Annotated in this window: 15 protein-coding genes; all 15 read left to right on the forward strand. The window is 36.1% G+C overall.

Annotated features, from left to right (window positions below; translation table 11 throughout):
* Positions 1–9 precede the first annotated feature (9 nt).
* The 15 genes from ATG71_RS05920 to ATG71_RS05990 all read left to right on the forward strand — a co-directional run bounded on the left by ATG71_RS05920 (position 10) and on the right by ATG71_RS05990 (position 15,865).
* A complete protein-coding gene (locus tag ATG71_RS05920) occupies positions 10–684 on the forward strand; it encodes a CpsD/CapB family tyrosine-protein kinase (protein ID WP_179886631.1) in 675 nt (224 codons plus the stop codon).
* A 114-nt stretch (positions 685–798) separates the two neighbouring features.
* Positions 799–1,566 (forward strand): tyrosine-protein phosphatase, encoded by a 768-nt coding sequence (locus ATG71_RS05925; RefSeq protein WP_098438831.1) that lies wholly within the window; start codon positions 799–801, stop codon positions 1,564–1,566.
* 387 nt (positions 1,567–1,953) lie between these two features.
* Complete coding sequence (locus ATG71_RS05930; RefSeq protein ID WP_098438832.1) at positions 1,954–3,777, forward strand: polysaccharide biosynthesis protein; 1,824 nt, start codon at positions 1,954–1,956, stop codon at positions 3,775–3,777.
* Between the two features lie 12 nt (positions 3,778–3,789).
* Entirely contained in the window at positions 3,790–4,683 is an 894-nt protein-coding gene (galU, locus tag ATG71_RS05935) for a UTP--glucose-1-phosphate uridylyltransferase GalU (RefSeq protein ID WP_098438833.1), read from the forward strand.
* Positions 4,684–4,851: 168 nt separating this feature from the next.
* On the forward strand, positions 4,852–5,532 hold the full coding sequence (locus ATG71_RS05940; RefSeq protein WP_098438834.1) for a PIG-L deacetylase family protein: 681 nt from the start codon (positions 4,852–4,854) through the stop codon (positions 5,530–5,532).
* A 21-nt stretch (positions 5,533–5,553) separates the two neighbouring features.
* On the forward strand, positions 5,554–6,378 hold the full coding sequence (locus ATG71_RS05945; RefSeq protein WP_098438835.1) for a formyltransferase family protein: 825 nt from the start codon (positions 5,554–5,556) through the stop codon (positions 6,376–6,378).
* A complete protein-coding gene (locus ATG71_RS05950; RefSeq protein ID WP_098438836.1) occupies positions 6,378–7,037 on the forward strand; it encodes a sugar transferase in 660 nt (219 codons plus the stop codon). Before ATG71_RS05945 ends, ATG71_RS05950 begins: the two co-directional genes overlap by 1 nt.
* A complete protein-coding gene (locus tag ATG71_RS05955; RefSeq protein ID WP_098438837.1) occupies positions 7,034–7,903 on the forward strand; it encodes an NAD-dependent epimerase/dehydratase family protein in 870 nt (289 codons plus the stop codon). Before ATG71_RS05950 ends, ATG71_RS05955 begins: the two co-directional genes overlap by 4 nt.
* A 30-nt stretch (positions 7,904–7,933) precedes the next feature.
* On the forward strand, positions 7,934–8,806 hold the full coding sequence (locus tag ATG71_RS05960; RefSeq protein WP_098438838.1) for a glycosyltransferase family 2 protein: 873 nt from the start codon (positions 7,934–7,936) through the stop codon (positions 8,804–8,806).
* 35 nt (positions 8,807–8,841) lie between these two features.
* The gene (locus tag ATG71_RS05965) at positions 8,842–10,110 is read left to right on the forward strand and encodes a TolB-like translocation protein (protein ID WP_098438839.1); all 1,269 of its coding nucleotides are present in this window, start codon (positions 8,842–8,844) and stop codon (positions 10,108–10,110) included.
* A complete protein-coding gene (locus tag ATG71_RS05970) occupies positions 10,097–11,224 on the forward strand; it encodes a glycosyltransferase (RefSeq protein WP_179886467.1) in 1,128 nt (375 codons plus the stop codon). The genes ATG71_RS05965 and ATG71_RS05970 overlap by 14 nt, the downstream gene beginning before the upstream one ends.
* Positions 11,225–11,229: 5 nt before the next feature.
* Entirely contained in the window at positions 11,230–12,132 is a 903-nt protein-coding gene (locus tag ATG71_RS05975) for an ATP-grasp fold amidoligase family protein (RefSeq protein WP_286162924.1), read from the forward strand.
* Positions 12,133–12,199: 67 nt separating this feature from the next.
* On the forward strand, positions 12,200–13,138 hold the full coding sequence (locus ATG71_RS05980; RefSeq protein ID WP_179886468.1) for a glycosyltransferase family 2 protein: 939 nt from the start codon (positions 12,200–12,202) through the stop codon (positions 13,136–13,138).
* A gap of 54 nt (positions 13,139–13,192) precedes the next feature.
* The gene (locus ATG71_RS05985; protein ID WP_179886469.1) at positions 13,193–14,389 is read left to right on the forward strand and encodes an O-antigen ligase family protein; all 1,197 of its coding nucleotides are present in this window, start codon (positions 13,193–13,195) and stop codon (positions 14,387–14,389) included.
* Positions 14,390–14,413: 24 nt separating this feature from the next.
* Positions 14,414–15,865 carry a flippase gene (locus tag ATG71_RS05990; protein ID WP_098438843.1) on the forward strand — a complete coding sequence of 484 codons (1,452 nt, stop codon included), beginning with the start codon at positions 14,414–14,416 and terminating at the stop codon, positions 15,863–15,865.
* Positions 15,866–15,911: the final 46 nt, after the last annotated feature.

Consider the following 15,911-nt stretch of genomic DNA (forward strand, 5'->3'; position numbering starts at 1 on the left):
AAGAAACTGATGGCGAATACGAAGCGGAAGCTCGTGACGCAGATATCTCCGAAGTCACCGATTTCAGAGCAGTATAAAACGATTCGGACCAATATCAACTTCTCGTCCGTTGACAGGGAGATGCGCTCGATCATGGTGACATCATCAGGTCCCGGAGAAGGGAAATCCACGACGGCTGCCAATATGGCTGTGGTATTTGCCCAACAGGGAAAAAGTGTCCTGTTGGTCGATGCGGATATGCGGAAACCGACGGCTCATTATACGTTCAATGTGACGAATACATTCGGTCTTACAACCGTGTTGACAAGGCAGAAGATGCTGAGGGAAGTGATCCATCCAACAGAGGTGGATCATCTGGATTTATTGACGTGCGGTCCTGTACCACCGAATCCTGCGGAACTACTTAGTTCAAGATCGATGGAAGAATTCCTGGTGGATGTGTATGAAGACTATGATATGGTCATTTTCGACACGCCGCCTGTCCTTGCCGTAACCGATGCACAGGTATTGGCCAATCAATGCCACGGAACGATCCTCGTCGTGAGCTCAGGGACGACCGAAATCGAAAGCGCTCAAAAGGGGAAAGAACTCCTTCAATCAGCTAAAGGAAAGCTCCTCGGAGTCATCCTGAACAACCGTGAAATCAAAGATACAAGCTATTATTACTATTATGGAAAAAGATAACAATAAATAAAAGGTCATTCGACAAATTTCACCCGTTTACAAATATACCTAGTGTAGTAAAATGATAGATGTTGACTTAAGTCGAAAGAACTAAGTAATGTGAGGAGGATGACGATGATTGACATACATAGTCATATCTTACCTGGTGTGGACGACGGAGCCCGCACCATGCAGGATAGTGTCGATATGGCGAAGCTTGCCGTATCGGAAGGGATTGATATGATCATCGCGACTCCTCACCATATGAACGGGCAGTATGAGAATGAACGTCTTGATATTCTTCATAAAGTGGACGAACTGAACCATCACCTGCAACAGGAGAAGGTTGATTTGAAAGTCCTTCCGGGTCAAGAATGCAGAATATTCGGAGAAATGATAGAAGACTATCACAATGGAAAACTCTTACCTTTAAACCGAGTTTCCCCATACATATTCGTCGAATTCCCTTCAAGCTCGGTACCGCGATATGCGGACAGGCTATTTTACGAGCTGCAGAATGAAGGGCTGATCCCCGTCATCGTTCATCCGGAGAGAAATGCAGAATTGATCGAACGGCCGGACAGACTGTATAATCTGGTCAAGAATGGGGCAGTCACGCAATTGACAGCGTCAAGCCTGACAGGTTACTTCGGCAAGAATATCCAGAGATTCTCCCAGCAATTGATCGAAGCCAACCTGACGCACTTCATCGCATCAGATGCACATAATATACATAATCGCTCTTTCAAAATGGAGGAAGCGATGGATACATTAGAGAAAAAGTACGGAATAGATATGATCTATTACTTTACAGAGAATGCAGAACTGCTGATAGAAGGCAAGAATATCTATAAAGAAATCCCGGAGAAGGTTAAAAAGAAAAAATTCCTGGGAATCTTTTAAGAGAAATCGAATAGAATCAATAAGGTCCTAAGGTACTATTGTCGTTGGTAAATCGGAATCATAAAGTTGCACTCGGACAACAGTAGAATTTTGGGAATGTCTCCTTACCATTATCATCGGAGGCACTCGGTCACGCCGTGGGGGAAGAGTAGCTTCGCCTTAGACGCTCGTCGTCAGTGGTGGGATGTGAGGAAGGGTTAGATGCCCATATTTTTATTATTTTTATGAAATAGAAGGAAAGGGAAGCGATGAAAACGTTTTATGTATTGAGAACCAGTAGTTTATTAAATGAGATGTTCAATAGATTCCTAAGGAAAAGATGTAGACTTCTATATGTTTCCCTTAGGTATTTATTTTGTCGAAAAACAGAAAAAGGAGAGGTCCATTTTGAGTTATACGAAACGAGTTTCCATGTTGATGCTGCTTGATTCCATAATAGTGTTAACGGCTATTTATATCGGTTATTATCTTGTCATTCCTACCTTTTCAATCAGTGGTACTCTTCCGACGCTCGTATTCACCTCTGTGGCGCTGCTTGTGACCCATCATATATTCGCTTTCATTTACCGCATTTATCAGAAAGCGTGGGAATACGCAAGTGTTGGGGAAATGCTCGCCATCGTCCGTGCCATCACGTGGTCGATCGTAGCCACGGCAGTGATTCAATTTGTGGCGAAAGGTGATATCTATGTGCGGGTGCTTGGTGTGACATGGATGTTGCACATCATCCTCATCGGGGGATCCCGTTTCTCATGGAGAATGTACAGGGATTACTACATAAAACCAAAGCAAGAGAAAAAGCGCGCATTGATCATCGGCGCCGGGGCAGCAGGTTCCATGCTTGTCCGCCAATTCATGAAAAATCACGATGCAGACATCCTTCCTGTAGGATTCGTCGATGATGACCCGAAAAAACAGAAGCTCCAAATCTATGGAGTCACCGTAGCGGGAAGAACGAAAGATATCCCGAAACTGGTAGAAAAACTGAACGTGGAAACGATCATCATTGCCATCCCGTCGATGAGTAAATCCGAGATTCAACGAGTGTATCAGGAGTGCAGTAAGACGGATGCGAAGACCCAGATCATGCCGATGTTAGAAGACATCGTGTCAGGAAAAGTGTCCGTGAATCAATTCCGTGATGTCCAAGTAGAAGACTTACTCGGAAGAGACCCGGTGGAACTCGATACGAAATCGATTTCGGAAAAATTGACGGGGAAAACGATTCTGGTGACGGGGGCAGGAGGATCAATCGGATCCGAGATCTGTCGTCAGGTGAGTAAGTTCAAGCCGAAGAAGCTTCTATTACTCGGTCACGGTGAGAATTCCATTTACGGAATCGATATGGAGCTCAAAAACAAATATAAGAGTGAATTTGACATTATCCCGATCATTGCGGATATCCAGGATCGTGAACGGATCTTTGAAGTCGTTCAGACGCACTCACCGGATGTGGTATATCATGCGGCGGCCCATAAGCATGTGCCCCTCATGGAATATAATCCGAAAGAGGCCGTGAAGAACAATGTGATTGGAACGAAGAACGTAGCGGAAGCAGCCGATACATTCGGAGTCAACACGTTCGTGCTAGTTTCTTCCGATAAAGCCGTAAACCCGACAAACGTTATGGGATCCACGAAGAGAATCGCTGAAATGGTCATTCAGAACCTGGACAAACAGAGCGGTACCAATTTCGTCGCCGTCCGTTTCGGGAATGTACTCGGCAGCCGTGGAAGCGTCATTCCACTATTTAAAAGGCAGATCCAAGCAGGTGGCCCGGTGACCGTTACCCATCCGGACATGACGAGATACTTCATGACCATTCCGGAAGCATCAAGGCTCGTTATGCAGGCAGGTGCTTTGGCACGTGGTGGGGAGATCTTTGTCCTTGATATGGGTGAGCCGGTCAAGATCGTGGACCTGGCCAAGAATCTGATTAACTTGTCAGGTTATTCAATAGAAGAAATCGGGATTAAATATGCGGGGATCCGTCCCGGTGAGAAGATGTACGAGGAACTGCTTGGAGAGAATGAAGTTCATGGGGAAGCGGTGTTTCCGAAGATTTTTATTGGGAAGACGGTGGAGTTCCAGTATGAGCGCGTGACGAACCTGGTAGAAAACCATACTGACTTCGATCCTCAATACTTATCTAACTATGTTTTAGAATTAGCGAATAAGAAAGAACGACAATTAGTTCAGAGCATAAACTAAGGGGTGGATGAAATGCAAAAAGTAAGAAAAGCGATTATTCCGGCTGCGGGCCTAGGAACACGATTCCTGCCGGCGACGAAAGCTCAACCGAAGGAAATGCTTCCGATTGTGGACAAGCCTACTATTCAATATATCATCGAGGAAGCGGTCGCTTCCGGTATCGAGGATATTATCATTGTGACGGGTAGAGGGAAGAGAGCGATTGAGGATCATTTTGATAAGTCGTATGAGCTTGAAGAGACACTTGCGAAAAAGGGTAAGTATGAGCAACTGGAAGAAGTGCAGGGGATTTCGAAGTTGGCTAATATTCATTATATTCGTCAGAAGGAGCCACTTGGGTTAGGGCATGCGATTTCGTGTGCGAGCCGGTTTATTGGGGATGAGCCTTTCGCGGTTCTACTTGGGGATGATATTGTACATTCTCCTGAAAAGCCGTGCTTGAAACAACTGATTGAAGTTTACGAGCGCTATAACTCTTCCGTTATTGGTGTTCAAGAAGTGCCTAAACAGGAAGTATCAAAATATGGTGTCATCTCTATTAATAATCATGAGATGGATAACGGTGTCTTCCACATAAATGACTTAGTTGAGAAACCAAAGGTGGAAGATGCGCCATCCAATTATGCCATCATGGGTCGTTATGTATTGCGCCCTGAAATCTTTGAGATCCTTGAAACCCAAACACCTGGGGCAGGGAACGAGATCCAGCTTACGGATGCGATTAAGAAGTTGAATGAGTTGCAAATGGTTGTTGGATACGAATTCAAAGGTGATCGTCATGATGTAGGAGATAAGTTTGGGTTTATTAGAGCTACTGTGGAGTTTGCATTAGAGCGTGGGGATTTAAGAGAGCAAGTTTTAAACTACTTAAAAACTACCTTAGAAGAAAGTGAAATAAAACTCTAACTAAAAATAATTTATGTTATATCAGTGGAGAAATAATTTAATGTTTCTCCACTTCTTTTCGTAACTGATAGCTTGATATTAAATAATTTAGTGGATTAGTAGTTAATTAGAAGGTGAATCCTCTTTCGATTAAGTACTAAGTTACTAAATAGAAGTGAGGTAAAAGAAATGTCATATTTAGTCGTAATAGCACACCCAGATGATGAAGTATTAGGAGCAGGGGCTACCATGTATAAGCTTGCTCAGGAGGGCCATTCAGTAAATGTCTGTATTCTTTCGGGTGATGTCAATGCAAGGAATTTTAGGCCAACAACTGAAGAGTTGAATGAAGATGTAGCAAATTCTTTAAATATCATTGGTGTTGATAGAGTCATTACTGGAAATTTTCCTAATATTGAATTTAACATGGTACCACATTTAAAGCTTGTTCAATTCATAGAAAAAGCCATTATAGAAACAAATGCTGATGTGGTCTTTACTCATCATCCAGCCGATTTGAATAATGATCATCTACATACGTCCCTTGCTTGTCAGGCTGCTGTGAGATTGTTTCAGAGAAGAAGTGATGTGAAACCTCTGAGAGAACTACTCTTTATGGAAGTACCATCCTCTACTGAATGGGGATTGAATAAAACGATGAATCAATTTTCTCCTAATACTTTCATTGAAGTTGGAGAAAAAAGCGTGGATAAAAAGATTGAGGCTCTAGCTCAGTATCGTGGAGTAATGAGAGACTATCCTCACCCTAGAAGTAATGAAGCAATTAAAGGATTAGCCGCTTACCGTGGGGGCCAAGCCGGAATGGTTTATGCAGAGGCTTTTGAAAGTGTTTTTAGACGTGGATTCTAGTAGTAGAGAGGTTGGATAAAAGTGAAAAAGAAGATAGCATTTGCAACTTGTGTTCAATTGGGCTTGAGTTGCATTGAAGAAATCTATCGAATCGGAGGTAATTTGGAACTCCTAATTACCCTTAAAGACGAAAAAGCAAAGAAAAAGTCAGGAAGAATATATCTCGATGATATAGCACATAAACATAATGCTCCTTTATTAAAGATTGATAATATTAACGACCAAGAGGTTCTGGATTCGTTAAGAGAGCATCAAATAGATTGGTTGTTCATTATTGGCTGGTCCCAGATTGCACGAAAACAAGTTCTTGAGACACCAACCTATGGTTGCATCGGTATGCACCCAACTTTATTACCAGTGGGAAGAGGAAGGGCTGCCATACCATGGGCGATTATTAAAGGGTTGCAAGAAACAGGTGTGACGATGTTTAAACTTGATGAAGGCGTTGATACCGGTGATATTATTGGACAAGATTCGATTAGCCTGAATGAACAATCAACCGCGACAGAACTTTACAAAAGAGTCGATCAAATGCATATCACACTAATTGAAAAGTATTGGGATAGCATTGTTAATAACAACATCACGCTTACAAAACAGAATGAAGCAGCTGCCACTGAATGGCCTGGTAGAAAGCCAGAAGACGGAGAGTTATTAAATAGTATGACAATGGATGAAGCGGATAAATTAGTCAGGGCTGTCACTCATCCATACCCAGGAGCTTTCTATCACTCTGAAGAAAACAAATTAAGAATTTGGTCAGCTAAAACAAGTACAACTGAAGGTGAAATAGTACTGAAAGATGGATACTTAACTCCAATTGACTACGAGGTTGATGAGAAATAATGAAGGACAAAAAAATCCAACTCATACTTAAACGTGTATTAGATATTGTGGTGTCACTAATTGTACTTATTCCTTTCTTTCCTCTATGGCTATTGATTGCGTTTTTAATCAAGGTTACATCACAAGGACCAACAATGTTTCTACAAGAGAGACCAGGTCTTAACAAAAAGATATTCCAAGTGTACAAATTTAGAACAATGAAACCGGGCTCTGAAAACATGGTCAAAGGTCAAGAAGTGATGAAAGATGATGATCGAATAACCGCTATTGGTAAATTTCTAAGGAGAAGTAAATTAGATGAAATTCCTCAAGTATTGAATGTTCTTAAAGGAGAAATGAGTTTAGTAGGACCAAGACCTGAACGGGTTTCTTCACTAGCGGACTATACAAAAGAAATTTCTAAAAGACTGAATATGAAGCCTGGACTGACGGGATTAGCTCAAGTGAGCGGGAACATCTACCTTTCATTACAGGAAAGATATAGGTTTGATGTGTATTATGTGGAAAATTACAGCATCCTTCTAGATTTGAAGATTATTCTCAGGACTGTGGGAGTTGTCTTATTTGGTGAAGACAGGTACGTCGATAAAAGGTTAGTTGATCTTAAAAAAGGTGTTAATGAAGCGGCTGTTACTAAAGAGGAGACTATTTCAAAATGAAAAAGATACTTGTAACAGGAGCTAATAGTTATGTAGGTACTTCATTTATCAAATGGTTATCTCTATATCCTGATAAATATAGTATTGATACTATTAGCCTGAGAGATAACCATTGGAAAGAGACTTCTTTTGAAGGTTATGATGTGGTGCTTCATACGGTGGGAATTGCACATGTTGATTCGAATCCAGACCCTAGAATGGAACAACAATACTATAAAGTAAATCGAGATTTAACCATACAAGCAGCTCAAAAGGCGAAAATTGAAGGTGTTAAACAGTTTGTTTTTTTAAGTAGCATTATCGTTTACGGTGATAGTAGTAAAATTAATAAAACAAGAGTTATCACTGAAGAAACGGTACCGACCCCTGCTAACTTCTATGGAAATAGTAAGTTGCTAGCTGAGAAAGGTATTATCCCCTTAGAAGACAATAACTTTAGAATTGCCATAATTCGACCTCCTATGATCTATGGAAAAGGATCAAAAGGTAATTATCCAAAACTAGCAAAAGCAGCTCAGAAGTTACCTTTATTTCCAGACATTCAGAATCAGCGTAGCATGCTACATATAGATAATTTATGCGAATTCTTACGTCTATTAATCGACAACAATGATAGGGGAATATTTTTTCCGCAAAATGCTGAATATGTAAAGACTAGTGAAATGGTTAAATTAATTGGAAAAGCTCATGGCAGGAAGATTAGGTTAACTAAAATATTCAATCCTGTTATCGGGTTAATGGGTGGAAGAATAGAGATTATTAATAAAGTGTTTGGAAATTTAATTTATGATCGAAATCTAAGTTCTTATAAAGAAAACTATAGAATCAGAGATTTACAAGAATCAATTATAAGGACTGAAAAATAGAAATTATTATAGATTAAGGACTGTGAAATAATGGCTGACTTAACCGCAATTATATTAACAAAAAATGAAAGTAAAAATATAGTAGCATGTTTAGATTCAATAAAAGATTTCGCTATAAGAGCAGTAGTTGTCGATAGTGGCAGCACCGATAATACTGTTGAGTTGGCAAAGTCTTGTGGAGCAGATGTTTATTACAATGAATTTGAATACTACGCCCGGCAGTTTAACTGGGGAATTGATAATACTAATATTAACACAAAATGGATTCTTCGATTAGATGCTGATGAAAGGTTCACGCCTGAGTTGTGCAAAGAAGCAGAAACTTTAATGAGCAAACACGGTGAAGATGATATCAACGGAATAACAATGGAAGCGTGGTTATACTTTTTAGGTAAACGACTAAAATATGGTGCTAGTAAAAAGAGGAAACTTATGATCTTTAAGAGGGGAATTGGACGGATAGAAGATCGAAAGAGGGACGCACATAGCGTATTAGAGTATGGTCAATCTGTTTCTTTAAAAGAGCGTTTTATTCACCATGATTTTAAAGATGTTAATAGTTTTATTACAAAATATAATTATTATGCTACTCGGGAAATGGAAGATTATTTAGCCTATAAAAAAGGAAACTCTAGTGAAATCCAAACAGATGAAAAGATTCAAAGTACAAGAAAGAAAAAGTTCGGGTTATATTATAAGGCACCAAAGTTTCTTAGGGCTTGGTTATGGTTTGCATATAATTATTACTTAAGACTTGGGTTCTTAGATGGTAAAGAAGGATATATATATCATTATTTTGAATGCTATTGGTATAGGTATTTAGTCGATGCAAAAATTTTCGAGTTCGAGAATCTCGATCAAGGTATTACACAAAGCCAAACTTTACAAGATAAGAAAATATAGCTTAGGAATACCAAGGATACGGGAGGATAATTAAAATGATTGAAAGAGTAGAAAAGGTTGTTCATGGATTATTAATAAAGCACCCACTTATACGGAGAGCAGTTAAACGTACATATCATTTAGGAATGTATATAATTTCTCCAAAAATAAAGTACGAGGGTGAATTAAAGAGAGTATCACCAAATGATGATTATGAGTATTTCTTTGGATATTATGACAAATCACCATGGGACAAATCTGACAGATTTATGTTGTGTCTACGAGTGAAAAATTCACATTCCTCAGTTGCTCCAGATGAAAAAGCTGAAATTATTTTGATTGATACTAAGGATAATAACTCTTTTCGGAAAATTGCTGAAACAAATGCATGGAATGTTCAACAAGGATGTATGCTTCAATGGTTAGGGCCTGATCATTCAAGGAAAGTTCTTTACAATGACTATCGTAACGGAAACTACTGCACTGTCATTTTAGATATATATAGTGATGAAGAACAAGTTATAAATATGCCCGTGTATAGTGTATCTGAAGCAGGGGATTTTGCTCTTTCTCTAGATTTTTCAAGATTGCATAGTATGCGGCCAGGATACGGTTATTCTAACAAGGAAAATAGTACAAAAGGCCAAAAGTGCCCAGATACAGCATGTATTTGGAAAATTAATCTCAAAGATGGAGATATAACTCCTTTGCTGAAATATACTGACTTTGCGAACTTTGAACCTAGAAAAGAAATGGAAAATGCGGAGCATAAAGTTAATCACATTATGATAAATCCTTCAGGAACTAGATTCATGGTTCTTCATAGATGGTATTTAAATAATATTAAATACTCTCGTTTAGTAACCTGTAATAGTGATGGAAGTGGGCTATATAATTTAAGTGATGATAATTTCGTATCACATTGTAATTGGAAATCTGATAAAGAAATCCTAGCGTTTTTAAATAAAAATGAATCAGGTAACGGTTATTATCTGATGAAAGATGAAACTCAAGAATGGGAGCATATGTGGCAGGAATTGACCTTAGATGGCCACCCAAGCTATTCACCAAATGGTGAAAGTGTTGTTACAGATACCTATCCAAACCGTCAGCGACTATCCTCCCTATATCTGATAAAAGGAAATAAAGTAAAAAGAATTTCGCGTGTTTTTTCCCCGTTTAAATATGATAATGATGTAAGGTGTGATCTTCACCCCAGATGGAATAGAAAAGGGGATATGATTAGTATTGATTCAGTATATGAAGGAAAACGTGGCCTTTATATAATCAGCGTTAAGGGAGATGCAAATAGTGCCAAAGTCTAAAATAGTTTACTTATTAACTCGTTGTAAAAATGCGGGTCCGATAAAACAAACTGCAAATATAATAAAATATCTCGATAGGGAAAGATTCGAACCGGTGTTAATAACAATGTTTCCTGAGGTGAAAAATGATTCTCTATTCGAAATATATAAAGCCCAGAATGTAGAATATCATTGTATGAATAGTAATAAAAAGGAAGTACTTCTAAATGGCGGAAAGAAGATTAAGGAGTTATTGAACAAAATAAAACCGGATGTTGTTCATTCGGTTGGTATGGCTCCCTATAAGCTAGCAATTCAATATAATTCATGTAAACACTTGGTTACATTAAGAAATTATGTTTATGAAGATTACCCTGCAAAATATGGGAAACTATTAGGGACTATCATGGCTACATTAGACATGAGGCAAATCCAGCGTGGTGGAAGTATTGTTACTTGTTCTGAAAGTCTTTCAAATATTTATAAAGCTAAGAAAAATATTCAATTACCTTTTATAAGAAATGGTGTTGACTTGATAGATTACAAAAAAACTAGTGAAAGCATTCGAAGTGAGATGCGAGAAAAGCTGTCGCTACCACAGGACAAAAAGATTGCTGTATACACGGGTCAATTTTTAGAAAGGAAAAATCAAAAATTTGCTATTGAAGGAATTTTATCCAGTAAATTAAAAGAGGACATTTGTTTAGTTTTAATTGGTGCAGGAAAAAATTTAGAAATTTTAAGAAATCAGTATAAAGAAAATGCAAATGTCATTTTTACTGGTCAACAAAGCAATGTTGAAGAATATTTACAAGCAGCTGATTTTTATGTATCTACAAGTAAATCGGAAGGAATGCCTAATGGTGTATTGGAAGCAATGGCGGTGGGTTTGCCCGTTTTACTATCAGATATCTTGCAACACAAAGAAATAGTGGAAATCAATGAAAGGGTTGGTAGACTATATAGCAGTGGTAATCTTTTAAGCTTTGAAAAATCGCTGAGTGAATTGCTGGCTATGGACCTATATAAGTCAGGTAATGAAAGTTATGAGGTTGTTAATAATCATTTAAACGCCGAACTGATGAGTCGTTCCTATCAGAAGAAGTATTCATCTATATTACATGAAAGGGGTTGATCCTCTTGGCTAATGATAGAAAAATAATTAAAATTCTTCAAAACCCTGGAAATATGTTATTTTCTCTTGGGTATAGAGGTTTTTTTAATTGGATGCCAGATAAATTTTATTTAAAGATGATTTACAGATCCAGACTCAAAAGGAAATTAAACTTAAAAGCTCCAAAAACTTATAATGAAAAATTACAATGGCTAAAACTACATGATAAAAATCCGGCATATACTAAATTGGTTGATAAGTATGAGGTTAGAAAATATATTAAACATGAGATTGGAGAAGAATATTTAGTACCTTTGTTAGGGGTTTACGAGGATGTTGATCAGATAGAGTTTAATTCCTTGCCTGAGAAGTTTGTATTAAAATGTACTCATGATTCAGGTGGGGTAATTGTTTGTACCGACAAGTCTGTGTTAAATATTCAGGAAGTAAAGAAACAGTTAAAAGAAAGAATGAAAAAAAACTACTATTGGTCGGGAAGGGAAAATCCATACAAAGAAATAAAGCCGAGAATAATCGTTGAAAAATTTATGATGGATAAAAAAGAGGAAGAACTAAAAGATTATAAATTCTTCTGTTTTAATGGAGAGCCAAAAGCCTTATTTATAGCTTCGGAACGCAGTACAGGAAATACAAAGTTTGATTTTTTTGATATGGATTTTAATCATCTCCCTTTTATGCAACATTACCCTAATTCAAATAATGATATTAAAAAACCATCGAGGTTTGATGAAATGATAGAGTTATCAAAGGCTCTTTCCAAAAGATTTCCTCATGTTAGAATTGATTTTTACGAGGTGAATGGAAGATTATATTTCGGAGAATATACATTTTACCATTTTAGTGGATTCAGGAGATTTGAACCAGAAAGATATGATAAGTTGTTTGGTGATTGGCTTCAATTAGAATGAACTAAATCTTCTATTTGAGCTGTTAAATGCCCCCTTTATTTATCTTATCCATGGGAGGATGTAAATTGTGAAGTTGGTTTCAGTCATAATTACTACTCATAAAGGTAGTGAATATATTCAACGTGCAATAGAGAGTGTATTGAGTCAAGAGTATAAGAATATCGAATTAATTGTGGTAGATGATAATGGGATTGACTCTCATGAACAGAAAAAAACTTATGAAACAATTGAACAGTATTTAACTGACAAAAGGGTTAAATATATTGCACATGAAGTAAATATTAATGGAGCTGCCGCAAGGAATACTGGTTTCAAAGGATCAAAAGGAGAGTATATTACCTTTTTAGATGACGATGACTTTTATTTTCCACAGAAGATTAGTGCACAAGTAAAAACTTTAGAGGAACTTGATGAAACTTGGGGGATGGCCTATTGCTCAGTACTCATTAGGTATGGTAATGGGAAAACCGTTATACGCAAATCCAGAAAAAGCGGTGAATTGTTATTTGATTTATTGGTTCATAGCACTGTTATTGGTTCTGATTCTCTTCTTATAAGACGGGGTGCTTATGAAAAGTTAAATGGCTTTGATGAATCCTTTTTCAGGCACCAAGATTATGAATTTACTGCACGAGTGGCAGCAAATTTTAAAGTGGTAGCAGTTCCAGTTGTTGGCTTTGAATATAATAAAACAACGAACAGAAATGATCCAAGAACTATTGAGATTGCACAAGAATATAGAAGGCACTATATAGATAAAATGATTCCTTATATAAAAACTTTAAGTAAAAAAAAGCAGTATATCGTTATATATTCTAATGCTTTAGAAGTAACTTCCTTTTATTTAAGAAAGGGAGAACTAAGAAAATTTCTCCAACAATTTGTTGACTATACCTCACGGTGGGTAAAATGTATTAGCCTAACTGCTATTTTTAGTATGCTTTACTTAAAAGCAAAACATAGATTTAAAAGGCAGTTACAATTGATTTTTGCAAAAAAAGGATGAATGTATTCTCAATATAGGTTCGTTCAACATCATAATTTAAGAAGGAGCATGCAATTGAGAACTCTAAATAAAAAAGGGTTAGACATGTATCTATTTTTGATTTTACTAATTCCACATGTTCAACCTGCATTTTTTGGAACAATTGAATGGATGGAATCCCTTTACAATTTGGGAAGGGTTACTTCAGGGCTTATTATTATACTAATCTATATAAATCATGATAAAACCACCAAATTAATGCTAATTGTTATTATGTTTCAGCTTGCTTTACTTATACCTACTATATATAACAATGGCAACTTCATTTCACTACTAATAACTTCTTCATCTGTCATTGCTCTTTGTATGTTAGTAGAAATTTATATTAAAAAAAATGCTTTAGCTATGCTTGACGGTATGAACATTTTATTTGAATTGTTAATATATGCAAACTTCATTATTATGTTATTGTTTCCAAAAGGGATACATACAGTTGATATAGATGTATATTATTTATTTGGAGGAACGAATGTTGCTATCCGAATGATTTTACCCGGAGTTTGTGTATCACTATTAAGATCATATTTTCGTTTTGGCAAAATCACATTTAGAAGTTTTTTAGTTGTGATCACTACAGCAGCAACAGTTACTATCACATGGTCAGTTACTGCTATGGTAGGATTTTCTATAGTAATTATTTTTAGTATATTTTACCGTAATAGACCATTTCCTGCTTTTTTTAATTATTTTAGTAATTGGTTCGTATCGGTTTTATTCATGGTTCTTGTAGTTATCTTTAGAATGCAGGATTTATTTGCAACAATAATTACTGATATATTTGATAAAAGTCTTACGTTCACTGGTAGAACTAGATTGTGGGATAATGCTTTATATTATATTCAGAAGTCTCCAGTATGGGGTTGGGGAGTGGAAAATAAAATATTAGTTGGACAAAAGGTTGGAAATCAAAATGGATCACATGATTATTATCTCGATATATTATATCGTGGTGGATTTATCCTTCTCACTCTATTAGTCATAATAATTGTGATTGTTGGTAAAAAGATATTAAAAAACCAAAGTAATAGATTTTCACAAATTATAACCATAATAATAACTTCCTATTTTATTATGTGGATTTTCGAACCCTTTTATAATCAAGAAGCACTAATGTTTGCTGTATTTTTTATGGGATACCATGTAGATAGTATAATTAAACATCACAAAAACTATCGAGAAGTAAGGGATGTAAGAATGTTGAAATGCAATTGAATATAAAAAAAGGAACAGATTATAGTGGCGAGTATAAGTAAAAATTATTTATATAATGTAATATATCAAATTTTATTAATGATACTTCCGATAGTCACCACTCCCTATGTTGCAAGAGTTTTTGGAGCAGAAGGTGTAGGAATAATCTCTTATACCCAATCGGTAGCAAACTATTTTCTTTTATTTGCCATGCTTGGTGTGAAAAACTATGGAAACAGGTCAGTTGCAAGGGTAAGAGATGACAAAGGTAAACTAAGTGAAACCTTTTGGAATATATACAGTCTTCAATTACTTTTAACTATTTTAGCTATTTTAGCTTACAGTATATTCATTTTCATCTCAAGTCAAAACTATAAAATGATTTTGATTATTCAAGTAATATTTATAATGTCTGCAGCTTTTGACATAAGTTGGTTTTTCTTTGGTCTAGAACATTTCAAAATTACGGTAATACGAAATATTATCATTCGTATATTATCAGTTGTTGCCGTTTTCGCTTTTGTTAAAACTAGTGATGATCTGTGGATATATATACTAATAACTGCCGTCAGTGCACTTTTGAGTCAAATAATTGTATGGCCTTTTATAAAACAGTATATAATTTTCAAACCCCCGTCTTATCAGGAAATTGTTAAACACCTTAAGCCCAATATGGTGTTATTTATTCCAGTAGTAGCTGTGAGTATTTATAAAATTATGGCTAAAATCATGCTCGGTACAATGAGCGATATAGAACAATTGGGGTTGTATGAAAATGCAGATAAAATTATTAATATACCGCTTGGTTTAATAGTTGCATTTGGTTCTGTTATGCTTCCTAGAATGTCAAATATGGCTGCTAGAGGTCAAGTTGTTGAAAGTCAAAAGTACATTGAGAAATCAATGAACTTTATTATGTTTATAGCATTTGCGTTAGCTTTTGGCATTGCTGGAATTGCGCCTGTTTTTGCTCCACTCTTTTTTGGCTTAGAGTTTATTGAAACAGGAAAAATAATAGCAAATCTTGCTCCAACTATTATATTTATAAGTTGGGCTAATGTTATAAGAACTCAGTACCTAATACCAAACCAGCAAGATAAAGCATATATTTTATCTGTAATAATAGGTGCGTGTGTAAGTTTATTATTGAATATTATTTTAGTTCCTAAATATGCTGCTAATGGTGCGGTTATTGGTATACTAGCGGCAGAGTTTTCAGTAGCTTTTATACAAACTTTTATGGTTAGAAAGGAAATTACTATAAAGGTTTATTTAATCAAAACCTTACCCTTTTTTCTTATTGGGTTAATTATGTATTTCTTTGTGAGATTATGTGAATTAATACCAATTAACCAAATATATTTATTATTCATTCAAGTAATAGTAGGGGCAATAATTTATATAGTGATTTCCTATATTTATTTATCTATTATAAGAGATCAAAATTTAGTTGAATTAAAACAAAAAATAACGAAAAAAAATTATAAAAAACAATAATAATATTTTAATCATTGTTTAAGTAAGTAGAAAAATAATTACCAAA

The organism is Bacillus sp. es.034 (assembly GCF_002563655.1).
Classification (GTDB): domain Bacteria; phylum Bacillota; class Bacilli; order Bacillales; family Bacillaceae_B; genus Rossellomorea.